The 21,482-nt window shown below is 67.9% G+C and carries 19 protein-coding genes; 12 read left to right on the top strand and 7 right to left on the bottom strand.

What is annotated here, in order from left to right; translation table 11 throughout:
* Positions 1–26: 26 nt before the first annotated feature.
* From C7443_RS04870 to C7443_RS04835, 8 genes are all read left to right on the top strand, one after another.
* Positions 27–677, top strand: coding sequence for a thiol:disulfide interchange protein DsbA/DsbL (locus tag C7443_RS04870; RefSeq protein ID WP_110017426.1), 651 nt, complete (start codon positions 27–29; stop codon positions 675–677).
* A gap of 65 nt (positions 678–742) precedes the next feature.
* On the top strand, positions 743–1,558 hold the full coding sequence (locus C7443_RS04865) for an endonuclease/exonuclease/phosphatase family protein (protein ID WP_246004551.1): 816 nt from the start codon (positions 743–745) through the stop codon (positions 1,556–1,558).
* Positions 1,559–1,607: 49 nt separating this feature from the next.
* A complete protein-coding gene (gene queC / locus C7443_RS04860; protein WP_110017424.1) occupies positions 1,608–2,300 on the top strand; it encodes a 7-cyano-7-deazaguanine synthase QueC in 693 nt (230 codons plus the stop codon).
* Positions 2,297–3,394: a 6-carboxytetrahydropterin synthase gene (locus tag C7443_RS04855; protein WP_110017423.1), complete on the top strand. Its 1,098-nt coding sequence runs from the start codon at positions 2,297–2,299 to the stop codon at positions 3,392–3,394. Before queC ends, C7443_RS04855 begins: the two co-directional genes overlap by 4 nt.
* A 5-nt stretch (positions 3,395–3,399) precedes the next feature.
* Entirely contained in the window at positions 3,400–4,041 is a 642-nt protein-coding gene (queE, locus tag C7443_RS04850; RefSeq protein WP_110017591.1) for a 7-carboxy-7-deazaguanine synthase, read from the top strand.
* A 118-nt stretch (positions 4,042–4,159) separates the two neighbouring features.
* Positions 4,160–5,020 (top strand): MBL fold metallo-hydrolase, encoded by an 861-nt coding sequence (locus C7443_RS04845; RefSeq protein WP_110017422.1) that lies wholly within the window; start codon positions 4,160–4,162, stop codon positions 5,018–5,020.
* 23 nt (positions 5,021–5,043) lie between these two features.
* Entirely contained in the window at positions 5,044–6,783 is a 1,740-nt protein-coding gene (locus C7443_RS04840; RefSeq protein ID WP_110017421.1) for a SulP family inorganic anion transporter, read from the top strand.
* A 45-nt stretch (positions 6,784–6,828) separates the two neighbouring features.
* On the top strand, positions 6,829–7,401 hold the full coding sequence (locus tag C7443_RS04835) for a Tll0287-like domain-containing protein (RefSeq protein WP_110017420.1): 573 nt from the start codon (positions 6,829–6,831) through the stop codon (positions 7,399–7,401).
* A gap of 28 nt (positions 7,402–7,429) precedes the next feature.
* Here C7443_RS04835 and C7443_RS04830 read toward each other — a convergent pair whose 3' ends face one another.
* The 7 genes from C7443_RS04830 to tagH all read right to left on the bottom strand — a co-directional run bounded on the left by C7443_RS04830 (position 7,430) and on the right by tagH (position 17,442).
* A complete protein-coding gene (locus tag C7443_RS04830; protein WP_281279374.1) occupies positions 7,430–8,215 on the bottom strand; it encodes a PP2C family protein-serine/threonine phosphatase in 786 nt (261 codons plus the stop codon).
* Complete coding sequence (tagF, locus tag C7443_RS04825; RefSeq protein ID WP_246004550.1) at positions 8,215–8,916, bottom strand: type VI secretion system-associated protein TagF; 702 nt, start codon at positions 8,914–8,916, stop codon at positions 8,215–8,217. The genes C7443_RS04830 and tagF overlap by 1 nt, the downstream gene beginning before the upstream one ends.
* Positions 8,916–12,458, bottom strand: a complete 3,543-nt coding sequence (gene tssM / locus C7443_RS04820; protein WP_110017418.1) for a type VI secretion system membrane subunit TssM — start codon at positions 12,456–12,458, stop codon at positions 8,916–8,918. The genes tagF and tssM overlap by 1 nt, the downstream gene beginning before the upstream one ends.
* Positions 12,459–12,467: 9 nt before the next feature.
* Positions 12,468–13,832, bottom strand: coding sequence for a DotU family type VI secretion system protein (locus C7443_RS04815; protein ID WP_110017417.1), 1,365 nt, complete (start codon positions 13,830–13,832; stop codon positions 12,468–12,470).
* A gap of 7 nt (positions 13,833–13,839) precedes the next feature.
* Positions 13,840–15,174, bottom strand: a complete 1,335-nt coding sequence (gene tssK / locus C7443_RS04810) for a type VI secretion system baseplate subunit TssK (RefSeq protein WP_110017416.1) — start codon at positions 15,172–15,174, stop codon at positions 13,840–13,842.
* Positions 15,175–15,196: 22 nt separating this feature from the next.
* Positions 15,197–15,661: a type VI secretion system lipoprotein TssJ gene (gene tssJ, locus C7443_RS04805; protein ID WP_110017415.1), complete on the bottom strand. Its 465-nt coding sequence runs from the start codon at positions 15,659–15,661 to the stop codon at positions 15,197–15,199.
* Positions 15,662–15,735: 74 nt separating this feature from the next.
* Positions 15,736–17,442 carry a type VI secretion system-associated FHA domain protein TagH gene (gene tagH / locus C7443_RS04800; RefSeq protein WP_110017414.1) on the bottom strand — a complete coding sequence of 569 codons (1,707 nt, stop codon included), beginning with the start codon at positions 17,440–17,442 and terminating at the stop codon, positions 15,736–15,738.
* Between the two features lie 222 nt (positions 17,443–17,664).
* On the opposite strand from tagH, the gene tssA reads away from it, so the two are divergent.
* The 4 genes from tssA to C7443_RS04780 all read left to right on the top strand — a co-directional run bounded on the left by tssA (position 17,665) and on the right by C7443_RS04780 (position 21,433).
* The gene (gene tssA, locus C7443_RS04795; RefSeq protein WP_246004549.1) at positions 17,665–18,720 is read left to right on the top strand and encodes a type VI secretion system protein TssA; all 1,056 of its coding nucleotides are present in this window, start codon (positions 17,665–17,667) and stop codon (positions 18,718–18,720) included.
* Positions 18,721–18,791: 71 nt separating this feature from the next.
* Positions 18,792–19,307, top strand: a complete 516-nt coding sequence (gene tssB, locus C7443_RS04790) for a type VI secretion system contractile sheath small subunit (protein WP_110017413.1) — start codon at positions 18,792–18,794, stop codon at positions 19,305–19,307.
* Positions 19,308–19,322: 15 nt separating this feature from the next.
* Positions 19,323–20,822: a type VI secretion system contractile sheath large subunit gene (gene tssC, locus C7443_RS04785; protein WP_110017412.1), complete on the top strand. Its 1,500-nt coding sequence runs from the start codon at positions 19,323–19,325 to the stop codon at positions 20,820–20,822.
* Between the two features lie 110 nt (positions 20,823–20,932).
* The gene (locus C7443_RS04780) at positions 20,933–21,433 is read left to right on the top strand and encodes an Hcp family type VI secretion system effector (protein ID WP_110017411.1); all 501 of its coding nucleotides are present in this window, start codon (positions 20,933–20,935) and stop codon (positions 21,431–21,433) included.
* Positions 21,434–21,482 lie beyond the last annotated feature (49 nt).

The raw sequence follows: 21,482 nt of genomic DNA, 5'->3' as shown, positions 1-21,482 counted from the left end.
GTGCCATCACCCCGGGAATCCCGTTCATGATGCATCCGCTCAAGCTGATTCGTGCGCTGCTGGCCGTGCTGGCGCTGTTGCCGGCGCTGGCTGCCCAGGCTGCCACCGATTTCGTTGAAGGCCAGCACTATCTGGTGCTGCAGAAGCCGGTCGAAACCTCGGCGCCGCCCGGCAAGGTCGAGGTCGTCGAACTGTTCTGGTACGGCTGCCCGCACTGCTATCGGCTGGAGCCGGTGATCGAGGAGTGGCTGCAGCACAAGCCGGCGCAGGCGGACTTCGTGCGCATCCCGGCGGCGCTGGGGCCGAGCTGGGAGCTCGGTGCCCGTGTCTACTACGCGACGCAAGTGCTCGGCGTCACCGACAAGACGCATCAGGCGTTGTTTGATGCGGTCCACCGGCAGCACCGCAACCCGACCGACGAGCAGGCGATGGCCGATGTCGTCGCGGCTCAGGGTGTCGATCGTGACGCGTTCCTGAAAGCGCTGCACTCCTTCGATGTCGATACCCGCCTGCGCAAGAGCAAGTCGCAGGTGCTGCAGTACCGCATCACCGGCGTGCCGGCGATTGTCATCGCCGGTAAGTACGTCAGTGACATCGGCATGGCGGGCTCACCGCAGGCGCTGGTCGAACTGATCGACTTCCTGGTCGCCCGCGAGGCGGCGGCTGCCAAGCCATAGGCCATCGCATCCGGTCGTCCCCTCGTGGCGGCCGCCGGGTGCGAGCATCAAGGAGTGAGTACAGCGTGTCGTCGGACCATCAGCGCCTGCGGCTGCTCAGCTACAACATCCAGACCGGGCTGTCGACCCGCAAGTACTCGGAGTACCTGACACGCAGCTGGAAACACGTGCTGCCGGTACCCTCGCGCATGCACAACCTCGACAACATCGCCCAGCTGCTGTCCGGTTTTGACATCGTCGGCCTGCAGGAGGTCGACAAGGGCAGCCTGCGCAGCGGCTTCGTCGACCAGCCCGCCTATCTCGCCGGCCGCGGCGGTTTTCCCTTCGTCTACGGTGAAGCCAACCGCCGCCTCGGTGTGCTCGGCCAGCATGCCAATGCCGTGCTGACGCGCTTTCGCCCGACGCTGGTGGCACAGCATCGTCTGCCTGGGCTGCTGCCGGGGCGCGGTCTGATGCAGCTGCGCTTCGGTGAAGGGGCCGATGCCCTGCACCTCTACATCCTGCACCTCGCGCTCGGCCGGCGCGGCCGCCATCTGCAGCTGGATTTCGTCGCCGATCTGATCGGCGACGCCCGTCACGTCATCGTCATGGGCGATCTGAACTGTCAGGGCAGCAGTCCGGAGCTGAGTGCACTGCGCGAGCGCACCGGCCTGCGTCTGCCGGACGCCCACTGGCTGCCGACCTTTCCGAGCTGGAATCCGCGTCGTCCCCTCGACCACATCCTGGTGTCGCCGTCGATCACCATCGAGCGTGTCGAGGTCCTGCATCAGACCTACTCCGACCACCTGCCGCTGGCGATGAACGTGCTGCTGCCGGCAGCGCCCTGGCGTACGCCCGTCGCCGACGCGCGCGGCCATCGGGAGGACTGGGCAGGCGCTTGAATCCTGCGGATGATCGGCGTATCTAGCCGCGTTTTCCGAGGAGCCAGCCATGCCGAATCGTTCCCGTGCTCTCGTTGTCCTCTCCGGCGGCCAGGACTCCACGACCTGCCTGTACTGGGCGCTTGCGCAGTTCGGTGCCGAGGCCGTCGAGGCCGTCAGTTTCGACTACGGTCAGCGCCATCGCATCGAGCTCGAATGCGCCGCGCACATCGCCGCGATGGCCGGCGTGCCGCACACCGTGCTGCCGATCAACACCTTCGCCGCGCTCGGCGGCAACGCGCTGACTGCGGGGGACATCGCGGTACAGCCCGGCGTCCAGGCCAACGGCCTGCCGAATACCTTCGTGCCGGGGCGCAATCTGGTGTTCCTCAGTTTCGCTGCCGCGCTGGCCTATCAGCGTCAGTGCAGCGAGCTGGTCACCGGCGTGGCCCAGACCGACTACTCCGGCTATCCCGACTGTCGCTGGCAGACCATTCAGGCACTGCAGGCCGCGTTGCGCCTCGGCATGGAATTCGAGCTGACGATCCATACCCCGCTGATGTTCAAGTCGAAGGCCGATACCGTGCGCATGGCCCAGGAATTCGGCGCGCTGTCGGCGCTGGCCTGGAGTCACACCTGCTACAACGGCCAGCAGCCGCCCTGCGGGGTCTGTCCGGCCTGTGAGCTGCGGGCGAACGGTTTTGCCGAGGCCGGCATCCCGGACCCGCTGATCGAGCGCCTGCGCGCCGAGGGGCGGTTATGAGCGAGCGTGTGTACACCGTTGCCCGTGCACCGTTCGAAGCGGCCTGCCGTATCCCGACGCTGCCGGCAACGCATCCGGCCAGTCGCCTGCACGGCCACAGCTATGCGGCGCGGGTGCGTGCCCGGCTGCCGGAGGACTGGGCCGGCTTTGCCGGCGCTGGTGTCGAAAACCTCGCCGCGCACCTCGCCGCAGCGGTTGCCCCGCTCGATTACGCCTACCTCAACGAACTGATCGCGGTGCCGACCGACGAGAATCTGGCACGCTGGATCGGCGGTCGGCTGCTGGACGTGCCCGGCATCGAATCGCTCGGCCTGCGCTCGACGCCGGATGCCGGTGTCGACCTCGACGCTGACGGCAGTGCCCACGTCTGGCGACGGTTTCGCTTCGAGGCGGCGCATTTTCTGCCGAACGTGCCGGCCGGACACCAGTGCGGGCGCATGCACGGCCACGGTTTCGAGGTGGTGCTGCACGCCAATCAGGATCTGGGCGGGGCCGACATGGGCGTCGATCAGGACCGCCTCGCCGAAGTCTGGGCGCCGCTCGCCGCCGAGCTCGATCACGCCTGCCTCAACGAGCTGCCGGGGCTGGCCTGCCCAACCAGCGAGGTGCTGGCGCGCTGGATCTGGCGGCGGCTGCGTGATGAGCTGCCGGAGCTGTCATGGGTGACGGTGTTCGAGACGGCCAGTGCCGGCTGCCAGTACGACGGCGAGTATTTCCGCATCTGGAAGGAGCAGCGTTTCGAGGCGGCGCTGCGCCTGCCGGCCGCGCCGGAGGACGATCCGCGCGGCCGTCTGCACGGCCACAGCTACGGCATTCGCCTGCACGTTGCCGCGCCGCTCGACGAGGTGATGGGCTGGACCGTCGACTTCGGCGACGTCAAACGTCTGTTCACGCCGGTCTACGCGCGTCTCGATCACCATCGGCTGGACGGGCTCGACGGCCTGCCGAGCGCTGATGCGGCGAATCTGGCGCGCTGGATTCGTGCGCAGTGTGCCGAGTCGCTGCCGATGCTCGACCGCATCGATCTGTTCGAGACGCCCGGAAACGGTGTCGCATTGTGTTGGGGCCGGCTGGCGCCGGCGCTGCCGGGCTGAAAATCATGAGCTACGCGGTCAAGGAGATCTTCTACACGCTGCAGGGCGAGGGCGCACAGGCCGGGCGCGCGGCGGTGTTCTGCCGTTTTGCCGGCTGCAATCTGTGGAGCGGCCGCGAGGCCGATCGCGCCGGCGCGGTCTGCCGTTTCTGCGATACCGATTTCGTCGGTGTCGACGGTGACGGCGGCGGCAAGTTCGCCAGTGCCCGCGAGCTGGCAGCGGTGATCGCGATGCACTGGCCGTGGGGCGGCGGCGGACGTCCCTACGTCGTCTGCACCGGTGGCGAGCCGCTGCTGCAGCTCGATGCCGAGCTGATTGCCGCCCTGCACGCGCGCGGCTTCGAGGTGGCTGTCGAGACCAACGGTACGCAGCCCGCGCCCGCCGGCCTCGACTGGATCTGCGTCAGCCCGAAAGCCGGTGCGCCGCTGCAGCTGACCCGTGGCGATGAACTCAAGCTGGTCTATCCGCAGCGTGAGGCGCAGGCGCAGCCGGAATGCTTCGCCGGGCTCGACTTCCGCCATTTCTTTCTGCAGCCGCTCGATGATGCCGACCGCCTTGCCGCGACCGCCGCCTGTGTCGAGTACTGCCGGGAGCACCCGCAATGGCGGGTTAGTCTGCAGACCCACAAGTTGCTCGGTATTCCCTGATCGGCGTGTTACTAATTACTTTTTGGAATAAGTTAATAGCTGTTGAGTATATTCGAATATCCGAATATACTCACTGGCATGCCCAACTGACGCGGTGTTGACCGCAGGAGTCGATCGCATGCCCGTCCACGTCGAAAGCTTCTTCGAGGAAGTCACTGCCACGTTTTCGCACGTGCTGGTTGCCGCGGACGGTCACTGCGCGATCATCGATGCCGTGCTCAACTACGATCCGCGCAATGCGCATACGACGACGCAGTCGGCGGATGCGATCATCGACTACGTGCGTCGCAACGCGCTGCACGTCGAGTGGATTCTCGATACCCACGTCCATGCCGACCACATGAGCGCTGCGGCCTACCTCAAGCGCGAGCTCGGCGGCCGCACCGCCATCGGCGAACATGTGCGTGAAGTGCAGGCCTTGTTCGGGCAGCTATACGACGCTGAAGCCGATTTCCGCACTGACGGTTCGCAGTTCGACCGCCTGCTCGCCGAGGGCGACGTGATCGAGCTCGGCGCGCTGCGCATCGAGGTCTGGCACGTGCCCGGCCACACGCCGGCCTGCCTGGCCTATCGCGTCGAGGACTGCGTGTTCGTCGGCGACATCATCTTCATGCCCGATGTCGGCACCGCGCGCTGCGATTTCCCCGGCGGTTCGGCGCGCACGCTGTACCGCTCGGTGCGCCGTCTGCTGGCGCTGCCGCCGGCGACGCGCCTGTACCTGTGCCACGACTATCCGCCGCCCGGCCGCGCGCTCAGCGCCGTGTGCAGCGTCGGCGAGTCGCGTGCCGCCAATATCGATATCCACGACGGTGTCGATGAAGAATCCTTCGTCGCCGAGCGTACCCGCCGCGATGCCGAGCTGACGCTGCCGAACCTGATGCTGGCCGTGCTGCAGGTCAACATGCGGGCCGGCGAGCTGCCGCCGCCGGCGGCCAACGGTACCCGCTACCTGAAGATTCCGCTGAACGTGCTCGGTTGAGCGCCGCCGCGAGGAGCGCCCGCGTGTCGATCGCCTGGTCCCGCTATTTTCCCTGGCTGCGCTGGGGGCGCCATTATCGGCGCATCGATCTCGCCACCGACGTGCTGGCCGGCGTGATCGTCACCATCATGCTGATTCCGCAGAGCCTCGCCTACGCGATGCTCGCCAACCTGCCGCTGCATACCGGCCTCTACGCCGGCCTGCTGGCGCCGCTGCTCTATGCGCTGTGCGGTGGCAGCCGCGTGCTCGCCGTCGGCCCGGTCGCCGTCGTCTCGCTGATGACCGCCTCGGCGGTCGGCCCGCTGGCCGCACACAGCGGCCTGCCACCGACTGCAGTGGCACTGACGCTGGCCCTGATGGTCGGCCTGATGTCGCTGGCGATGGCGGCGCTCGGTCTCGGCGCGATCGCGCATTTCCTGAGCCACCCGGTGATCTCCGGGCTGATGAGCGCCTCGGCGCTGATCATCGCCATCGGCCAGCTCAAGCACATCTTCGGCATCCCGATCGATGGCGCGACGCTGCCGCCGCTGCTCGAAGGCCTGTGGCAGCATCTCGGCACCCTGCATGCGGCGACCACGGTGATCGGCATCGCGGCGATCCTGTTTCTGCTGTGGGCCGAGCGCAAGCTCAAGCCGCTGCTGCGCCGTATCGGACTCGGCGAGACGCTGGCCGACATGCTCGCGCGGCTGTCGCCGGTGCTGGCGGTGATCGGCGGCATCGTCGCTGTGCGCGTCTTCGGCCTGAGCGACGTGCGCGTTGTCGGTGACATTCCGCGCGGCCTGCCGCCGTTCACGGTGCCGCCGCTCGATCCGGCGCTGCTGCGCGAGATGCTCTGGCCGGCGCTGATGATCACGCTGATCGGCTTCATCGAATCGGTCGCCGTCGCCCAGTCTTTCGCTGCCCGGCGGCGTGAGAACGTCGATCCGAGCGAGGAGCTGCGCGGCCTCGGCCTGGCCAACCTCGCTGCCGCCTGCAGCGGCGCCTACCCGGTCTCCGGCGGCCTGTCGCGCACGGTGATGAGCTATGCCGCCGGGGCGGTGTCGCCGCTGGCCGGTGTGTTCACCGGCGTGCTGGTGGCGGCGACGCTCGGCTGGCTGACGCCGTATTTCCACGATCTACCGCATGCGGTGCTGGCGGCGACGATCATCGTCTCCATCGTCAAGCTGATCGACGTACGCGGCACGCTCAAGATCTGGCGCGTGTCGCGTGCCGACGGCATCGCGCTCGCCGTCACCGCGCTCTTCACACTGATCTACGGCGTCGAGACCGGCCTGCTCGCCGGCGTGCTGACCGCGGTCGGCGACTTCCTCTGGCGCGCCAGCCGGCCGCACTTCGCCATCGTCGGCCGCGTGCCCGGCACCGAACACTTCCGCAACGTGCGCCGCCATCAGGTCATCGAGAGCGAGCGCGTGCTGACGGTGCGCGTCGACGGCAGTCTGGTGTTCTGCAATGCCGCCTGGCTGGAGGATCTGGTCGGCGAGCTGGTGGCGGTGCGCCCGCTGCTGACCGATGTCATCCTCATGTGTCCCGGCGTCAATACCATCGACGCCAGCGGGCTGGAGAGCCTGGAGCGCATCAACGAGCGCCTGCAGACCGGCGGCCTGCGCCTGCACCTGTCGGAAGTGAAGGGGCCGGTGATGGATCGCCTGGCGGTGTCGGGCCTGCTCGAACATCTCAGCGGTGAAGTGTTCCTCAGTCAGTTTCAGGCGATGAGCCGGCTTGATGCCGCCGTGCTCAGCGACTGCCCGGCAGTCGCCCGCTGACCCTGTGATTCCCGTGCCATCCGCGTCCTTCCAAGGAGAGAACCCATGTTGCGTCGTTCCCTGCTGTGCTGCGCCGTCCTCATTGCCGCCCCGGCCTTTGCCGCCGACGAGGCCGATGCGCTGGTCGCCCAGAGCCGTACGGCGGTGCAGTCCTTCGGCGGCCAGCTGAAGACCGCGCTGAGTGAGGCGATCGCCGCCGGCGGCCCGGTCAACGGCATCGCCGTCTGCAACGAAAAGGCTCCCGGCATCGCTGCACAGGCTTCGGCGGCGTCCGGCCTCGACGTCGCGCGCACCAGCCTCAAGGTGCGCAATCCCGGCAACGAACCGGATGCCTGGGAGCGTTCGATGCTCGAACAGTTCGATGCGCGCAAGGCGGCTGGTGAGCCGGCCGACACGCTGGAAGCCCATGCCATCGTCGAAGAAGACGGCGTGCGCACCTTCCGCTACATGAAGGCGATTCCGACCGCGCAGCTGTGCCTGAACTGCCACGGCGCCGATCTTAAGCCCGAGGTCGCGGCGAAGATCGATGCGTTGTATCCGCAGGATCGCGCCCGCGGCTATGCCGCTGGCGATCTGCGGGGTGCGTTTACCGTGCGCAAGGTGCTGGCGGAGAACTGAGCCGCCGGCGGCCGCCTGGCCGGGCGGCTCAATAGCCGACCGGCCAGACCGGGCGCGTAATCGCGGCCGGATCGGTTTCGCTGACGCGGACGATGACCACGCTGATGTTGTCCGGCCCGCCGCGCTGCAGGGCGAGGTCGACCAGCGCTTCGGCCGCTTCGTGGATGTTCGGTGCTGCCAGCAGCGCGCCGATTTCCTCATCGCTCATCGTCTTGGTCAGACCGTCGCTGCATAGCAGCAGCGTGTCGCCGGCCTCGACGCGCACCGGTCGGGCTTCGAGCAGCAACTGCTCGTGGGCGCCGACCGCGCGGGTGACGACGTTGCCCATCGGATGGTGCTCGGCCTGCGCCGGCGTGATGGCGCCGGCGTCGAGCAGTTCCTGCACATAGCTGTGATCGCGGCTGACGGCGCCGATTTGCCCCCGGCGTAGCTGGTAGAGCCGGCTGTCGCCGGCCCACAGGCAGGCCAGACCGTCATCAGCCGCCAGCAGCACGACGACGGTGGCGCCGATGGTGCCGCGCGAACGTTTGCCGGCTTCCTCCAGCAGCTGATCGTTGACTGTCTGCAGCGTGTGCTGCACCGCGCGGGCGAAATCGACGATGCCCTCCGGCGGCAGGATGCGCTTCAGCGCCTCGACCACGCTCTGCGAGGCGTAATCGCCGGCGGCATGGCCGCCCATGCCGTCGGCGACGGCCCACAGGCCGTGCGCCGGCAGCTCCAGTATCGCGTCCTCATTGATCTTGCGTACCAGGCCGACATGGGTGCGCGCCGCAGATTCGACGCTGAGGTCGGCGGGGTCTTGCATGGCAGTCATCACGGGTCCCTGAAACTTGGTACATATGCCGGTTCGTCAGTGTGAAGCGTATAGCCGGCTGCGGCGAATTCACCGGTGAAAAGTGTTGCAAAGTGTTCAGCTGCGGGCAGTCCCGCCAACAGCAGGCGGCAGGGTGCGACGGCTTCCGAGCCTTCGCTCCACCACAGCGTCGCGCCCTGCCAGTCAGCCGGCAGGCAGGCTCGGGCGAGCGCCTGCACAGCGCTCGGGCTGTCGAGCTGCTGCACGCAGGCGCGCGGCGCCGCGGAGGCTGCCGCAGGCGGCGCTGGCAGGGTTTCCAGCGCCTGGTCGAGGGCGCTGAAGTCGAAGTCGTCGTCGAGTGCCCGCAGCGCCAGCGCGCTCAGGCGGGCGAACCAGTCGACGCCGTCGCCGGCGAGTGCGGCGAGATCGCTGCGCAGCGGTAGCGGCTGCGCCAGCGTCAGCGGGAAGTAGCGGCCGACGCGATCGACGCTCGGCATCAGCACACCGGCCACCGGTTGTGCACCGCAGACGCCGCCGCCGAGCGCGAAGCACCACAGCGGGCTGGTCAGGTAATGCTCCAGCCACTGCTCGCCCAGCCGCGTGCGACTGCTGGCGATGCCGGCCTGCAGCCAGGCATCCCAGGGCTCGATGAACTCGCGCGGCAGGCGGCGGCTGACGAAGTCGCCGCGACTGGGCAGCTTGCCGTAGACGCCGGCTGCCATCACAGGCGGTCCGGCAGGCTGAAGGCGGTCAGCTCGCGCAGGCGAAACGGATTGAAGGCGCTGCCGGCGCGCAGCTCGAAGCTGGCGCTGCGGCCGTCGACTTCGAGATTGAGCGTGAAGCGCTCGCTGCCGCGGCTCAACCCCTGCTGGTCGAGCATGTGGAACAGGCCCCAGGTGCCTTCATAGGTCAGGCCGGAACGTCCGCTCAGGCCCGGCGGATTGATGGTGATGCGCACCGTGCCGATGCCGTTCGGACTCGGCCACTGCATCGCCGCCGCACGCACCGGGCCGTGGTCGTAGCTCAGCTGCTGGCCGTCGAAGTCGATCAGGAACTGGGTGATCTCGGCATCCATCGTGATCGGGCGCAGTTCCAGGCGCACGCTCGGCGTTTGCGCGCCGGGGCGGAAGAAGGCTTCGCGGATGGCGTCGGCGTTCTGGAACTGCACCAGCACGCCGGCGGAAATGCCGAGCTTCTCCGGCGCGTTCGGCTGCCAGCGCCAGGGCTTGGTCGACTGATCGACGTAACTGGCGAGGTAGGTCTTGAAGAAGCTGTCGAGGCGTCCGCCGGGGCCGAAGAACTGGCCGAAGTCATCGAGCGTCGCTTCCCGTGAACTGCGCGCCGACAGCGGGTAGCGGCCGGCGAGGCTGGCCCGGTAGAAGTCGACGACCTCCGACTGCCAGATCGCGTTGAGCTGCGTGCGCACGCCGCCCATCGTCAACTGGGAGGCACCGTCGGCCATGCCTTTCAGGGCGCCGCCGATCGCCGGCGGTGCACGGTCGGCGTCGAGCTTGAGCCGGCTGGCAGCCTGTCCGACCTGCGCGGCAGCATCCTTGATCAGCGCATCGCCGCTGGTGGTCGCCAGCGTGTTCATCTTCTCGAACAGATTGTTGAGACTGGCCAGCAGGCGGTCGATCGGCGCACTGCCGCTCTGGTCCTTGGCCACCAGCGCGGCGATGTCGGCGAAGCGTGCGGTCACCGGGTCGATCTGCGGTGCCTGGGCGATGCTGGGCGTGGCCACGCCGCTCTGGCCGATCAGGTTGCCGAGCTGCTGCTTGAGCTTGTCGATCGCCCCGTCGGCGGCCTTCGCCGCCAGGCCGCTGGCCGATTTTTCATCGGCGGCGACCAGATTGGTCTGCGTCGCCACGGTCTCCAGCCATTTCTTCAGCGGCGAGTTCGGGCCGGAAAGCACGCGCAGGATGTCGAGCGCCTGCTGCGTGTTGCCGAAGCTGACGACGCCGACGTCGGCGAGCATGTTTTCCCACTGGGTCTGGTAGTCGCGCAGGTACAGCGTGCGCACGTCGGTGGCGAGCTGCGGCACGTCCTGCGGCGCGATCGTGGCGTCGTCGCCGAGCACCCAGCTTTCAGCAGCGAGCTGCGCCGCCAGCTCGGTGCCGGACTTGCGGAACAGGCCATCGTAGCCGGCCAGCGTCCAGAAACCGGGAACACCGTCGGTCAGCGGTTTGCCGCTGCGGCGCACCAGCACCAGTGAAGCGTCACGGCCGGCGGCATCGACGATGCGCAGCTCCGGCAGATTGCTCTGCTGGGCAACACGCTGCAGGCGGTTGTAGACGCGCTTGGCCATCGGCAGGCGTACCAGCTGCGCGCGCACCTGCGCGATCAGCGTGCGGTCGAGTGCCAGCGGCAGCGGCAGCGGGCGCTTCTCGAACAACGCATCGAGGTGGGCGCGCAGCGCGGCGCGCTGCTCCTGGGTGACGTCACGCGGCAGCGTGGTGTCCCAGTCGAAGGTGATCCAGGCCTTGATCGCCGCCGGATCGTAATGATCCGGGTCTTCCAGCATCAGGTAGGTCTTCAGGCCCTCGTAGAGGAAGTCCGGCGCCGCGCCGGGCTGACGCAGCTGGGCTTCGAGGCGCAGGGTCAGTCGCGGCAGCAGCACGCCGCGCAGCAGCTTGCGATACAGCAGCTGCGCCTCGCTGCCGAGCATGTCGCCCTGGTACAGGCCGAAGCCCATCGTCAGCGGCGCGCCCTGCTTGCGTTCGGCATAGCCGCCGGGCAGCGCGCGCACCGCATCGAGCAGCGGCAGCGTGTAGAGCACGTCGCGCTGCTCGGCGCTCAGCGCTTCGAGCTTCTGCCGCACCTGGGTGACGTCGGCGTCGACTTCGGCGATCAACGCCTGATTGGCGCGGTAACTGTTGACCCACAGCCCGGCCATGCTCAGCGTGACCAGCGCGACCGCGGCCCAGGCCCCGCGCTGCAGCCAGGCGCGGCGGCGTTCGAGCTTGAGGTTGGTGCCGGCCAGGCCCTGCTCCGGGAAGATGGTTTCGCGGAACAGCCGGGTCAGGAAGTAACTGCGGCCGCCGCCGGAAAACGCCGTCAGCTGCTGGCGGCCGAGGCCGAAGCCGCCGGCCATCGAGGCCATCAGCCGGTCGATCGGCGTGCCTTCCTGCGTGCCGCTGGTGAAGTAGACGCCGCGCAGCAGCGGGCGCTCGGCGTAGGCGCTGGGGCGGAAGGCTTCATCGAGGAAGCTGCCGAGCAGCTCGCGCAGCGCCAGGAAGTTCTTCGGGAAGCCATAGAGCAGCGCGCGCCGTGCCGGGTCGCGTTCCGCCTGCAGGCGCTCGGTCAGCCGTGCCGACAGCCGTGCTTCGAGCTGGTCGAATTCGCCGGCAAAGCCGGCGAGCGGCGTATCGCTGCCGGGATCGGTCGCCAGCGGGAAGGTCATGCCCCAGACCTGCTGGCGCTCCTCGCGGCCGAGATCGTCGAAGAATTCGGTGAAGCCGGCGACCAGGTCCGACTTGGTCAGCAGCACGTAGATCGGGAAGCGGATGCCGAGGCGCTGGTGCAGCTCCTCGACGCGGGCGCGGATGGCGCGGGCGTGGGCGCTGCGCTCGGCCTCGCTGCCGGTCAGCAGGTCGGCCACCGAAATCGCGATCAGCGCGCCGCTGATCGGCCGCCGTCGGCGGTGCTTTTTCAGCAGGTCGAGAAAGCCCAGCCAGCCGGCCTGATCGACGGCGGCATCGCTGTCCTGCGTGGTGTAGCGCCCGGCGGTGTCGAGCAGCACCGCTTCGTCGGTGAACCACCAGTCGCAGTTGCGGGTGCCGCCGACACCGCCGATCGCACCCTTGCCGAACTGCTCGGCGAGCGGGAAGTTCAGCCCGCAGTTGACCAGCGCCGTGGTCTTGCCCGAGCCCGGCGGGCCGATGAGGATGTACCAGGGCAGCTGATACAGCGTCTGCTGTTCGCCTTTACCGCCGAGGCGGGCCTTCTTCAGCACGCCGAGCGCTTCTTCGAGCCGGCGGCCGAGCGTGGCGACTTCTTCGGCGCTGGCCTGTGCTGCCGGATCGGGCTTGGCTTCGGAGACGCCGGCGAGCATCGCCCGTTCATGCTTGCGCTGGCTGAGTGCGGCGACGAGGCGGCGGATCGCCCAGCCGAGCACGACGGCGGCGATGAGGATCCAGCGGTTGAGCTCGGGGTCCAGCGGCTGCCATTCTCCGATGGCGAGCAGCGGACCGATGAACCAGATCAGCAGCGCGATCGCGGCCAGCGCCAGCAGCGGCACCAGCCAGTTCTTGATAAAGGACTTCATCGCGATTCCTCAGCGCACGCCGGGGGCGAACAGGGTGATCTCGACGCGGCGGTTGCGTGCCCGCCCGTCGGCCGTGTCGTTCGAGGCGACCGGTTCGGTGTCGGCACGCCCCTCGGCGGTGAAGCGGTCGGGCTGGCCGGAGCCGGCGGCGAGGATCTGCACCACGGCCTCGGCGCGCGCCTGCGACAGTTTCCAGTTCGATTCGAAACGCAATGAGCGGATCGGCCGGTTGTCACTGTGACCGGTCACCAGCACGGCGCCCTCCTTGGTCTTGAGTTCGGCGGCGATGCGTCCGAGCAGCGGCAGGTAGTTTTCCTTGACCGAGGCCGAGGCCGAGGCGAACAGGCCGTCACCGTGGATGGTGATGATGCTGCGGTCGTCGCGGTCATCGACTGCAACCAGCCCCTGACGAATCTCGTTTTCGAGGAAGCCACGCAGCTTTGGCGGCACCGGCTTCGGTGGTGGCGGCGCCGGCGTGACGGCGACCGGCGGCGGCGCGGCGAGCGGGCGTGTGACCTTGGCGGCGAGGTCGTCGCCGAGTGCGTGCAGATTGGCGTAGACCGGCTCGGCCTGCGCGTTGATGTCGGTGCGCAGCCACAGGTACAGGCCGAGCAGCAGGCTGGCGGCGAGTGCGCCGAGGGCCCACAGCGGTACGTAATGGCTCAGCGGGTTGCGCTTGACCTCGGCGGCGCGCCAGTGCGCCGACAGTTCGCGCTCGAACTCGCCGCGCACGGTGCGGATGGTGCGATAGAGGCGTTCGCGCAGCGCTTCGAGCTGATTGCGGCCGTCCGGCAGCACGTGGTAGCGGCCTTCGAAGCCCAGCGCCAGCACCACGTAGAGCAGCTCCAGCACGTCGAGGTTGTTGCGCGGGTCCTGCAGCATCTTGTCGAGCAGCAGGAAGACCTTCTCGCCGCCCCAGGTTTCATTGTGAAACTGCACCAGCAGCGTCTGTGCACTCCAGCCGCTCGACGTGCCCCACGGCGTCGCCATCACGGTTTCATCGAGCAGGCTGCAGAGCACGTAGCGCATCGCGAACAGCTGCTCGGGTGTGGCGCCGTCGTCGCGGGCGCGCGTTTCGGCGGCGCGGATCTCCAGCGCCAGGCGGTTGCGCAGGCCGAGCGGGTCGGGATGGTTCAGGCTGTTGCGCAGCGCCGGCACCAGCGCCAGCAGCGATGCCGCGGCCCGTTCGAGACGGTTGACGCCGCCGCCGTGCAGTTCGAGCGGGGCCACGGCGGCCGTCGATGGCGGCGGCGGCGGTGGCGCGCTGGTCGGTGCCGGGCCGGCGGCGGGACGCCCGCCCGGACGCGGGCGGATGACGGTGCGGTCACCGGGGTCGCCGGCCAGGCCGGCGAAGGGATCGTTCGGGTCGACCATGGCGGTTTCAGCTCCTGATCGCCCAGAAGCTCATTTCGAGCCCCGGGAACTGACCGGCGACGTGGAAGGCGAAGCCGCCCGAGGCGGCGAGCGTCTTCCAGAGTTCGCTGGCGGGATCCAGTTCGAAGTAGGTCACGCCGGCGTGGTAGGGAATCTGTCGCGGCGCGACCGGCAGCGGATTGAGCGCGATGCCCGGCAGCTGGCGGTTGACCAGATCGCGGATGTTCTCGACCGCGCCGATCTTGACCTGGGTCGGGAAGCGCGCGCGCAGGATGTCGTTGGGCACGTCGGCATGTACCGCGAGCACGAAACTCGCCTTGCCGAGCAGGTTGCGGTCGGCCAGCACGCCGACGTGCACGCCGTAGCCGCGCTCCTGCAGCGGGATCGGGATCGCGGTCTGTTCGAGCACCATGCTCAGTGCCTGGCGGATCTCGGCGATCACCGGCGCGAAGCTCGCACTCAGGTCGTCGTGATCGTAGGCCGGGAACTCCAGCGGCCGCTTCTCGCGGCGGGTGAAGGTCGCCAGCTCGCCGGCGATGCCCAGCAGCTCGCGGTAGAAGTCTTCCGGGTGCAGGCGGCTGCGGCGCGCCAGATGGGTGAACAGCGGCTCCAGGCGGTTGACCACCTGCAGCAGCAGGAAGTCGGCGATCTCCGCTGCTCCGCCGCGCCCGGAGGCGACGACGCGCCCGGCCAGCGCCTCGCCGCGCTGGTGCAGCAGCCCTTCGACTTCGCGCACCATTGCCGCGAGCAGCGGCTGCGCCAGCGCATCGAGCATCGGCGGGATGTAGCGCTCGTCGAGCACCACGGACTGGTCGGCCTTTTTCTCGACGACGCGGCACAGGCCGAGGCAGGCGTATTCGCCGAGGTCCTGCCGGGTCGTCAGCAGGCGCAGGTTGCTGCGCGCCAGTTCGAGCGGCGCGATGCTCTCCAGGCCGGCGTTGTCGTCGCGCACCTCGTTGACTTCGGCGCGGTAGCGGGCGATTGCCGCATCTTCGCCGTCGCGGCCGGTATCGCGCAGGCCCGGGCGGCGCAGCGGCAGCGCCAGTACCACCAGCGTGTCGCGCAGCTCGTCCGGCACCAGCAGCGGCGGCGGCGCGACGTCATCATCGGGGATGAAGAACGGCGTGCCGTCCGGCAGCAGGCCGCGCGCCGAGAGGATCGCAATGCGTCCGAGCGCCAGTGCCTGGCGGTCGAGCGCCAGTTCGGTGAAACCCCATCCATAGGCGGCAAGCGCTGCCGCGCGCTGCTGCAGCACGCGGTCGAGGTAGCGCTCCTGCTGCTGAAAGTGCTGCGGGCGCAGGAACATGCCCTCCGACCACACCACCTTGCTGTTCCATGTCATCGAGCGTCTCCGTGGACGGTGTTCAGCGCGAGGCCGTGACGCTGAGGGCCTTGGCGCCGAGTTGCACGTTCAGGGTCTGGGTCGTGTTCGGCCGTATCTCGACCACCTGGCGCCAGATCGCACCGTTGATGTCGCGATAAGCGGCGATGAAGCCGACCTGATGCGTCTGCCCGTCGAGCTGGCGCTCGAAGTGCAGGGTCGCACCCGGTTGCACGACGTATTCCTCGGTGCCGACCAGATCCACGCCCAATGTCGCCTGGGCCTTGTCCCACAGCGAGAAGAAGTCGCGGTTCTGGAATGCCGTGGGGCTGCGCAGCTCATAGAGGCGCAGGCGCAGCGGCAGCGCCTGCCCGTTCGGTGCCGGGTTGAGCGTGGCGCTGGCCTGGATGTCGCCCACCACACGCGCCGGCGGCGGTGGAGGCGGGGCGCCGGCGCAGGCGGCGACGGCGAGGCAGATCAGGGCGAGCAGGCCGTGACGGACTTTCATGGCAACTCCGTAGCGTTCCTTCGATGATCGGGGGTCCGGGTCAGTGTAGAGCCAGCGCCGTGACCGCAGCAGGCTCAGCGGCGCAGGCGGGCGATCTGCTCTTCGTAGGCGCGCGTGAATTCGCGGCCGAACAGTTCCTGGAAGTCGTCCTCGGCTTCGTGTGCGATTTCCTGGTACAGCGCTTGGAACTGCTCCCAGCAGCGCGCTTTGCGATTGCCCGAGAACAGACCGCCACCGCCACCGAAGCGTGCTTCGAGCGCTGCCGGATCGAAGCGACGCAACATCTGCCCGAGCGCCGCCTGCAGCCCGGCGACGACGGCGAGCTGGTGCGCACGCAGATCGTCGAAGGCCTCGCCGACGGCCTTTTCCGGGCCGAGGTAGGTGGTGCCCTGCGGGCGCAGCAGCAGTGCCATCGCCTCTTCGACGTTCGGTGCGAATTTCAGCGGGTTGTTCTCGACCGGCCGGATCATCGTCTGGCTCATGCGGAACTCGCTTTTGAGACTGGCGCGCGCGCGCAGCACGTCGATCAGCCCCTGCACCATCAGCCGGTAACTGGCGCCGATCTCACGCAGCATGGACTCGCCGTCGGCGCCATCGAGGCGCAGGTGGGCCAATCCAGCACCGTCGAGAAAGGCGTGCAGTCCGTCCGCCGTCGCGCGGGCGGGCGGGGTCGGCGGCACGACCGATACCGCCGGTGCCGCGTGCTCCGCGGCCGGCGTCAGCGGGCCGGAATGCCAGGTCTGGCTGACCGGCCGCGGTGGCGGCGGTGGTGGCGAGGGCGGAGCTGTGTGACTGCCGTCGCCGCTGGGCGGTGCCGACGGCACCGGCAGGGCGATGCCGGTCGGCGGTGGTTTGTCCGCTCCGCTGCTGCTTGCCGCTGGCGGTACGGGCGGGCTCGGCGGTTCGTTGGCTTCGGCCGGTGTCGGCGGGGTTGCGAACAGGGCGTCCCAGTCGGCCGGCGGTGCCGCCGCCGCAGTCGTGACGGTCGACGAGGGAGCGGATTCGGCCTCGGTGGCGGCCGGTTGTGATGCGGCGGCCGCGAGCGGTGCCGGCTGGGCGTCGACGGCGTCCGGTTTGGCCGGCGTATCCGCCGCGTCGGGCTTGGCCGCGGCCGGGGTGAACAGGGCATCCCAGTCGTCGGGGATGGCGGCCGCCGGCGGTACGAAGGCCTGCTGCTCGGAGGGGACGTGATCCGCAATGGCAGCGGCTTGCTGCGGCGCTGCCGGCGGCAGATCGAACAGACCGAAATCGTCCGGCAGCAGTTGTGCCGGGCCGGCAGTAAACGGTGTGTCCGCAAACGCGGGAGTGCCCGGTGACGGCAGCGGTGACGACGCGGCGCCGCTGCCGCCGCCGGGCGTCGGGCCGAACAGGCCGAAGGGGTCGGAGGGATCGGCTCCGGGCGGAATCAGCGAGTCGTTCGCCAACCCTGCTCCGACTGCCGGCGGGGCGCCGAAGCCGCCGAGCGGCTCGATGTCGACGCAGATTTCATAGTCGCCGATGGTGATCAGGTCACCGTGCCGGAGGGCACGGCTGAGGCCGCGCCCGACCCGCTCGCTGGCGATGAACACGCCGTTGGTACTGGTGTCGGTCAGCAGGTACTGACCGCCCTGCGCGTCGATGTGGCAATGGTGGCCGGAGATGACCAGGTCGGGGTCCTGCAGCGTCCAGTCGTTGTCCGCGGCGCGGCCGATCGACAGCCGCCGGCCCTCATCCAGCGTGTACGTGCTCACGATGCCTGGTGTGAGCTTGTGATAACTGTTGATACTGAGCTTCAGCGGCATCGGCCATGTCCTGGGCAGTGATCCGGTGCCGGCGCGTGGGGCGCGCCCCGGCGAATGGCATCGAACTCTATGCCAGCGCCCCCGGCCTGCCAATTGGCGTTGCGCGCTGGTGTTTGCATGGCAGACGGCTAATCTGACCTGCAAGTGGCTCGGAGTTGACTGCGCCCCGAGGCAGCCCGGTAGGATGTCGCCCCGCGGCCTGTGCCTGGAGATGACCTGCAAGTGACTGTGGATCCCGATGCCCTGCTGCTTCCCCTGAGCGACGACGACCCCTGCGGTGAGGACCTCGAATACGACGCCGGCTTCCAGCTGCTGGAGCGTCTAGCCGAAGGTCAACCCGAGCGACAGATGGGCGATTCCGTCCTCCCGGCCGAACCGCCGGACTGGCGCGCGGTGCGCACGCAGGCAATGGAACTGTTTGCGCGCACGCGAGACCTGCGGGTGGCGATGACGCTGACGCGTGCCTGTTTCGCACTCGATGGCATGGACGGCCTGCATGGCGGCCTGCAGCTGCTGTATGGCCTGATCGATCGCTGGTGGGACGAGGTGCATCCGCGCCTCGACCCCGACGATGACAATGATCCGACGCTGCGCGTCAATGTCCTGGCGACCCTGATCAGCGAGGATTTTCTCGCACAGTTGCGGGAGACGCCGCTGGTGCGTTCGCGCACGCTGGGCATGGCCACCCTGCGCGACTGGCAGATCAACACGCAGGGCGTGGCCGGTACCGCCGAGGTTGCCGCCGATCTCTACGAGGCAATTTTCCAGGACATCGATGTCGATGTGTTCATGGCGACGGCGACCGCCGCACATGGGACCCTGGATCTGATCAATGCGCTCGAATCGCGGCTGACCGCACAGGTCGGTGTCGGCAGTGCGATCGATTTCGACCCGTTGCGCCAGCTGGTGAAATCTTGTGTCCAGCTGCTCGACGAGCGCCTCGCCAAGCGCGGTCTCGGTGCCGGCGCCGAAACCGCGGCCGGCGATGCAGACGCGGTCGTGATGGTGGACGGCGTGGCGTCCGCGGCGGGCGTGGTGGCCGTCGCCGCACCGGGGCGTATCGCCAATCGCGACGATGTCATCCGCATGCTCGACCGCATCTGCGAGTATTACCAGGCCAACGAGCCTTCGAGCCCGGTTCCCATCCTTTTGCAGCGCGCACGGCGGCTGGTGACGATGGATTTCCTCGAAATCATGCGCAATCTAGCGCCTGACGGTCTCAGCCAGATCGAGACCATCAAGGGACCCGACCCCGACGCCGAAGGCGACGGCTACTGAGACACCCCGCCCCCTCATTTTGCCGCCGCACCGCGCGCCGCGGCGGCCCGCTTGCAGCAAGGAGACCCCACGTGGCAGACAGCAGTCAGAAGTTCATCGCCCGCAACCGGGCACCACGCGTGCAGATCGAGTACGACGTGGAACTCTACGGCGCTCAGAAGAAGGTGCAGCTACCCTTCGTCATGGGGGTCATGGCCGATCTCTCCGGCAAGCCGGCCGAACCGCTGCCGCCGGTTGCCGATCGCAAGTTCCTGGAGATTGACGTCGACAACTTCGACAGCCGCATGAAGGCGATGAAACCGCGTGCTGCTTTCGCTGTCCCGAACACCTTGACCGGCGAGGGCAACCTCAGCGTCGACATCACCTTCGAGAGCATGGACGACTTCTCGCCGGCGGCGGTCGCCCGCAAGGTCGACGCGCTGAGCAAGCTGCTCGATGCGCGCACACAGCTCGCCAATCTGCTGACTTACATGGATGGTAAGACCGGGGCCGAGGAGCTGATCGGCAAGGTGCTGCAGGACCCGACGCTGCTGCAGGCGCTGGCGTCGGCACCGAAACCGGCCGGCGACGCCGCCCCGCAGGAATGATCGAGGAGCTCCGCCATGGCTGACACCAATACCGCAAGCGAACAGGCGCAGGGCGCTACCGCCACCGCCGAGAGCAGCGATTTCGCCTCGTTGCTGATGCAGGAATTCAAGCCGAAGAGCGAGCGTGCCAAGGAGGCTGTCGAGGCGGCCGTACGCACCCTGGCCGAACAGGCGCTCGGGGCGACGAAGCTGATTTCCGCTGACACGCTGAAGTCGATCGAAGCGATGATCGCCGCGATCGATGCCAAGCTCACCGAGCAGATCAACCTGATCATGCACCACGAGGATTTCCAGAAGCTCGAAAGTGCGTGGCGCGGCCTGCATCACCTCGTCAACAACACCGAAACCGACGAGATGCTCAAGATCCGCGTGATGAACATCTCGAAGAAGGATCTGCACAAGACCCTGAAGAAGTTCAAGGGTACGGCCTGGGACCAGAGCCCGGTCTTCAAGAAGATGTACGAGGAGGAGTACGGTCAGTTCGGCGGCGAGCCCTACGGCTGCCTGGTCGGCGATTACTACTTCGACCATTCCGCCCCGGACGTCGAACTGCTCGGCGAGATCGCCAAGGTCTCGGCGGCGATCCACGCACCGTTCATCAGTGCCGTGTCGCCGTCGGTGATGCAGATGGAGTCCTGGCAGGAGCTGTCGAACCCGCGTGACCTGACCAAGATCTTCCAGACGCCCGAGTACGCTGCGTGGAAGTCGCTGCGTGAATCGGAGGATTCGCGCTACATCGGTCTGACGATGCCGCGCTTCCTGTCGCGCATGCCCTACGGTGCCCGCACCAATCCGGTCGATGAATTCGACTTCGAAGAGGACACCGAAAGCGCTGACAGCAGCAAGTACACCTGGGCCAATTCGGCCTATGCGATGGCGACCAACATCAACCGCTCGTTCAAGCTCTACGGCTGGTGCTCGCGTATCCGCGGCATCGAGTCCGGCGGTGCGGTCGAGGGTCTGCCGGCGCACAGCTTCCCGACCGATGACGGCGGCGTCGACATGAAGTGCCCGACGGAGATCGCGATTTCCGACCGGCGCGAGGCCGAGCTGGCGAAAAACGGCTTCATGCCGCTGATCCACAAGAAGAATACCGATTTCGCCGCCTTCATCGGTGCGCAGTCGCTGCAAAAACCCACCGAGTACGACGATCCCGACGCCACCGCCAACGCCAACCTGGCGGCGCGTCTGCCGTACCTGTTTGCGACCTGCCGCTTTGCGCACTACCTCAAGTGCATGGTTCGCGACAAGCTCGGTTCCTTCAAGGAACGCAGCGACATGCAGAACTGGCTGCAGAAATGGATCATGCAGTACGTCGATGGTGATCCGTCGCGCTCCACCGAAGAGACCAAGGCGCAGAAGCCGCTGGCCGCCGCCGAGGTCGTCGTCGAGGAAGTCGAGGGCAATCCCGGCTACTACACCTCGAAGTTCTTCCTGCGTCCGCACTACCAGCTCGAAGGGCTGACCGTGTCGCTGCGCCTGGTTTCGAAGCTGCCTTCGGCGAAGGGTGGCTGAGCAGGTCCGCCGGTGAAACCGTACCGGCGGCGTTTTCTGGAGAGGGACCCCAGGGCACTCGGGCGTGCCGGGGCTGTTGAATGCTCACGAGCGATTGAGGAGTTGAATCCATGGCTGTAGACATGTTTCTGAAGTTCGCGGACAGCGCGAACATCAAAGGTGAATCGAAGGACAAGACCTACGGCAAGTCGATCGACGTGCTGGCCTGGAGCTGGGGGATGTCGCAGTCCGGCACCTTCCATACCGGCGGCGGCGGCGGTGCCGGCAAGGTCAACATGCAGGACATCTCCGTCACCAAGTGGGTCGATTCGGCCTCCTATGCGCTGATGGACGCCTGCGCCACCGGTGAGCACATCGACGATGCCACGCTGGTCGTGCGCAAGGCGGGCGGCAAGGCCGGGCAGACGCTCGAATACATCAAGATCAAGATGGAAAAGATCATGGTGACCGCGGTCAGCACCGGCGGCAGCGGCGGCGAGGATCGCCTGACCGAGAACGTTTCACTGAACTTCGCCAAGGTCACGTTCAGCTACACCGAGCAGACCGACAAGGGTGCCGGCGAAGCGGCGAAGGACTTCAAGTGGAACATCGAGGAGAACGCGAAGTTCTGAGTGCCCTTGCCATGAAGCGATGGATAGCGACCGGAGGCCGGCGTGCGTG

The sequence above is a fragment of the Plasticicumulans acidivorans genome (assembly GCF_003182095.1).
GTDB lineage: Bacteria > Pseudomonadota > Gammaproteobacteria > Competibacterales > Competibacteraceae > Plasticicumulans > Plasticicumulans acidivorans.
Note: the sequence above shows the minus strand (reverse complement) of the source record. Positions and strands in the feature narration are given on the sequence as shown.

Coding starts and splice junctions, on each gene's coding strand:
- C7443_RS04870 (WP_110017426.1), top strand. CDS start 27: ATGATGCATCCGCTCAAGCTGATTCGTGCGCTGCTGGCCGTGCTGGCG.
- queC (WP_110017424.1), top strand. CDS start 1,608: ATGCCGAATCGTTCCCGTGCTCTCGTTGTCCTCTCCGGCGGCCAGGAC.
- C7443_RS04855 (WP_110017423.1), top strand. CDS start 2,297: ATGAGCGAGCGTGTGTACACCGTTGCCCGTGCACCGTTCGAAGCGGCC.
- queE (WP_110017591.1), top strand. CDS start 3,400: ATGAGCTACGCGGTCAAGGAGATCTTCTACACGCTGCAGGGCGAGGGC.
- C7443_RS04845 (WP_110017422.1), top strand. CDS start 4,160: ATGCCCGTCCACGTCGAAAGCTTCTTCGAGGAAGTCACTGCCACGTTT.
- C7443_RS04835 (WP_110017420.1), top strand. CDS start 6,829: ATGTTGCGTCGTTCCCTGCTGTGCTGCGCCGTCCTCATTGCCGCCCCG.
- C7443_RS04830 (WP_281279374.1), bottom strand. CDS start 8,215: ATGACTGCCATGCAAGACCCCGCCGACCTCAGCGTCGAATCTGCGGCG.
- tagF (WP_246004550.1), bottom strand. CDS start 8,916: ATGGCAGCCGGCGTCTACGGCAAGCTGCCCAGTCGCGGCGACTTCGTC.
- tssM (WP_110017418.1), bottom strand. CDS start 12,458: ATGAAGTCCTTTATCAAGAACTGGCTGGTGCCGCTGCTGGCGCTGGCC.
- C7443_RS04815 (WP_110017417.1), bottom strand. CDS start 13,832: ATGGTCGACCCGAACGATCCCTTCGCCGGCCTGGCCGGCGACCCCGGT.
- tssK (WP_110017416.1), bottom strand. CDS start 15,174: ATGACATGGAACAGCAAGGTGGTGTGGTCGGAGGGCATGTTCCTGCGC.
- tssJ (WP_110017415.1), bottom strand. CDS start 15,661: ATGAAAGTCCGTCACGGCCTGCTCGCCCTGATCTGCCTCGCCGTCGCC.
- tagH (WP_110017414.1), bottom strand. CDS start 17,442: ATGCCGCTGAAGCTCAGTATCAACAGTTATCACAAGCTCACACCAGGC.
- tssC (WP_110017412.1), top strand. CDS start 19,323: ATGGCTGACACCAATACCGCAAGCGAACAGGCGCAGGGCGCTACCGCC.
- C7443_RS04780 (WP_110017411.1), top strand. CDS start 20,933: ATGGCTGTAGACATGTTTCTGAAGTTCGCGGACAGCGCGAACATCAAA.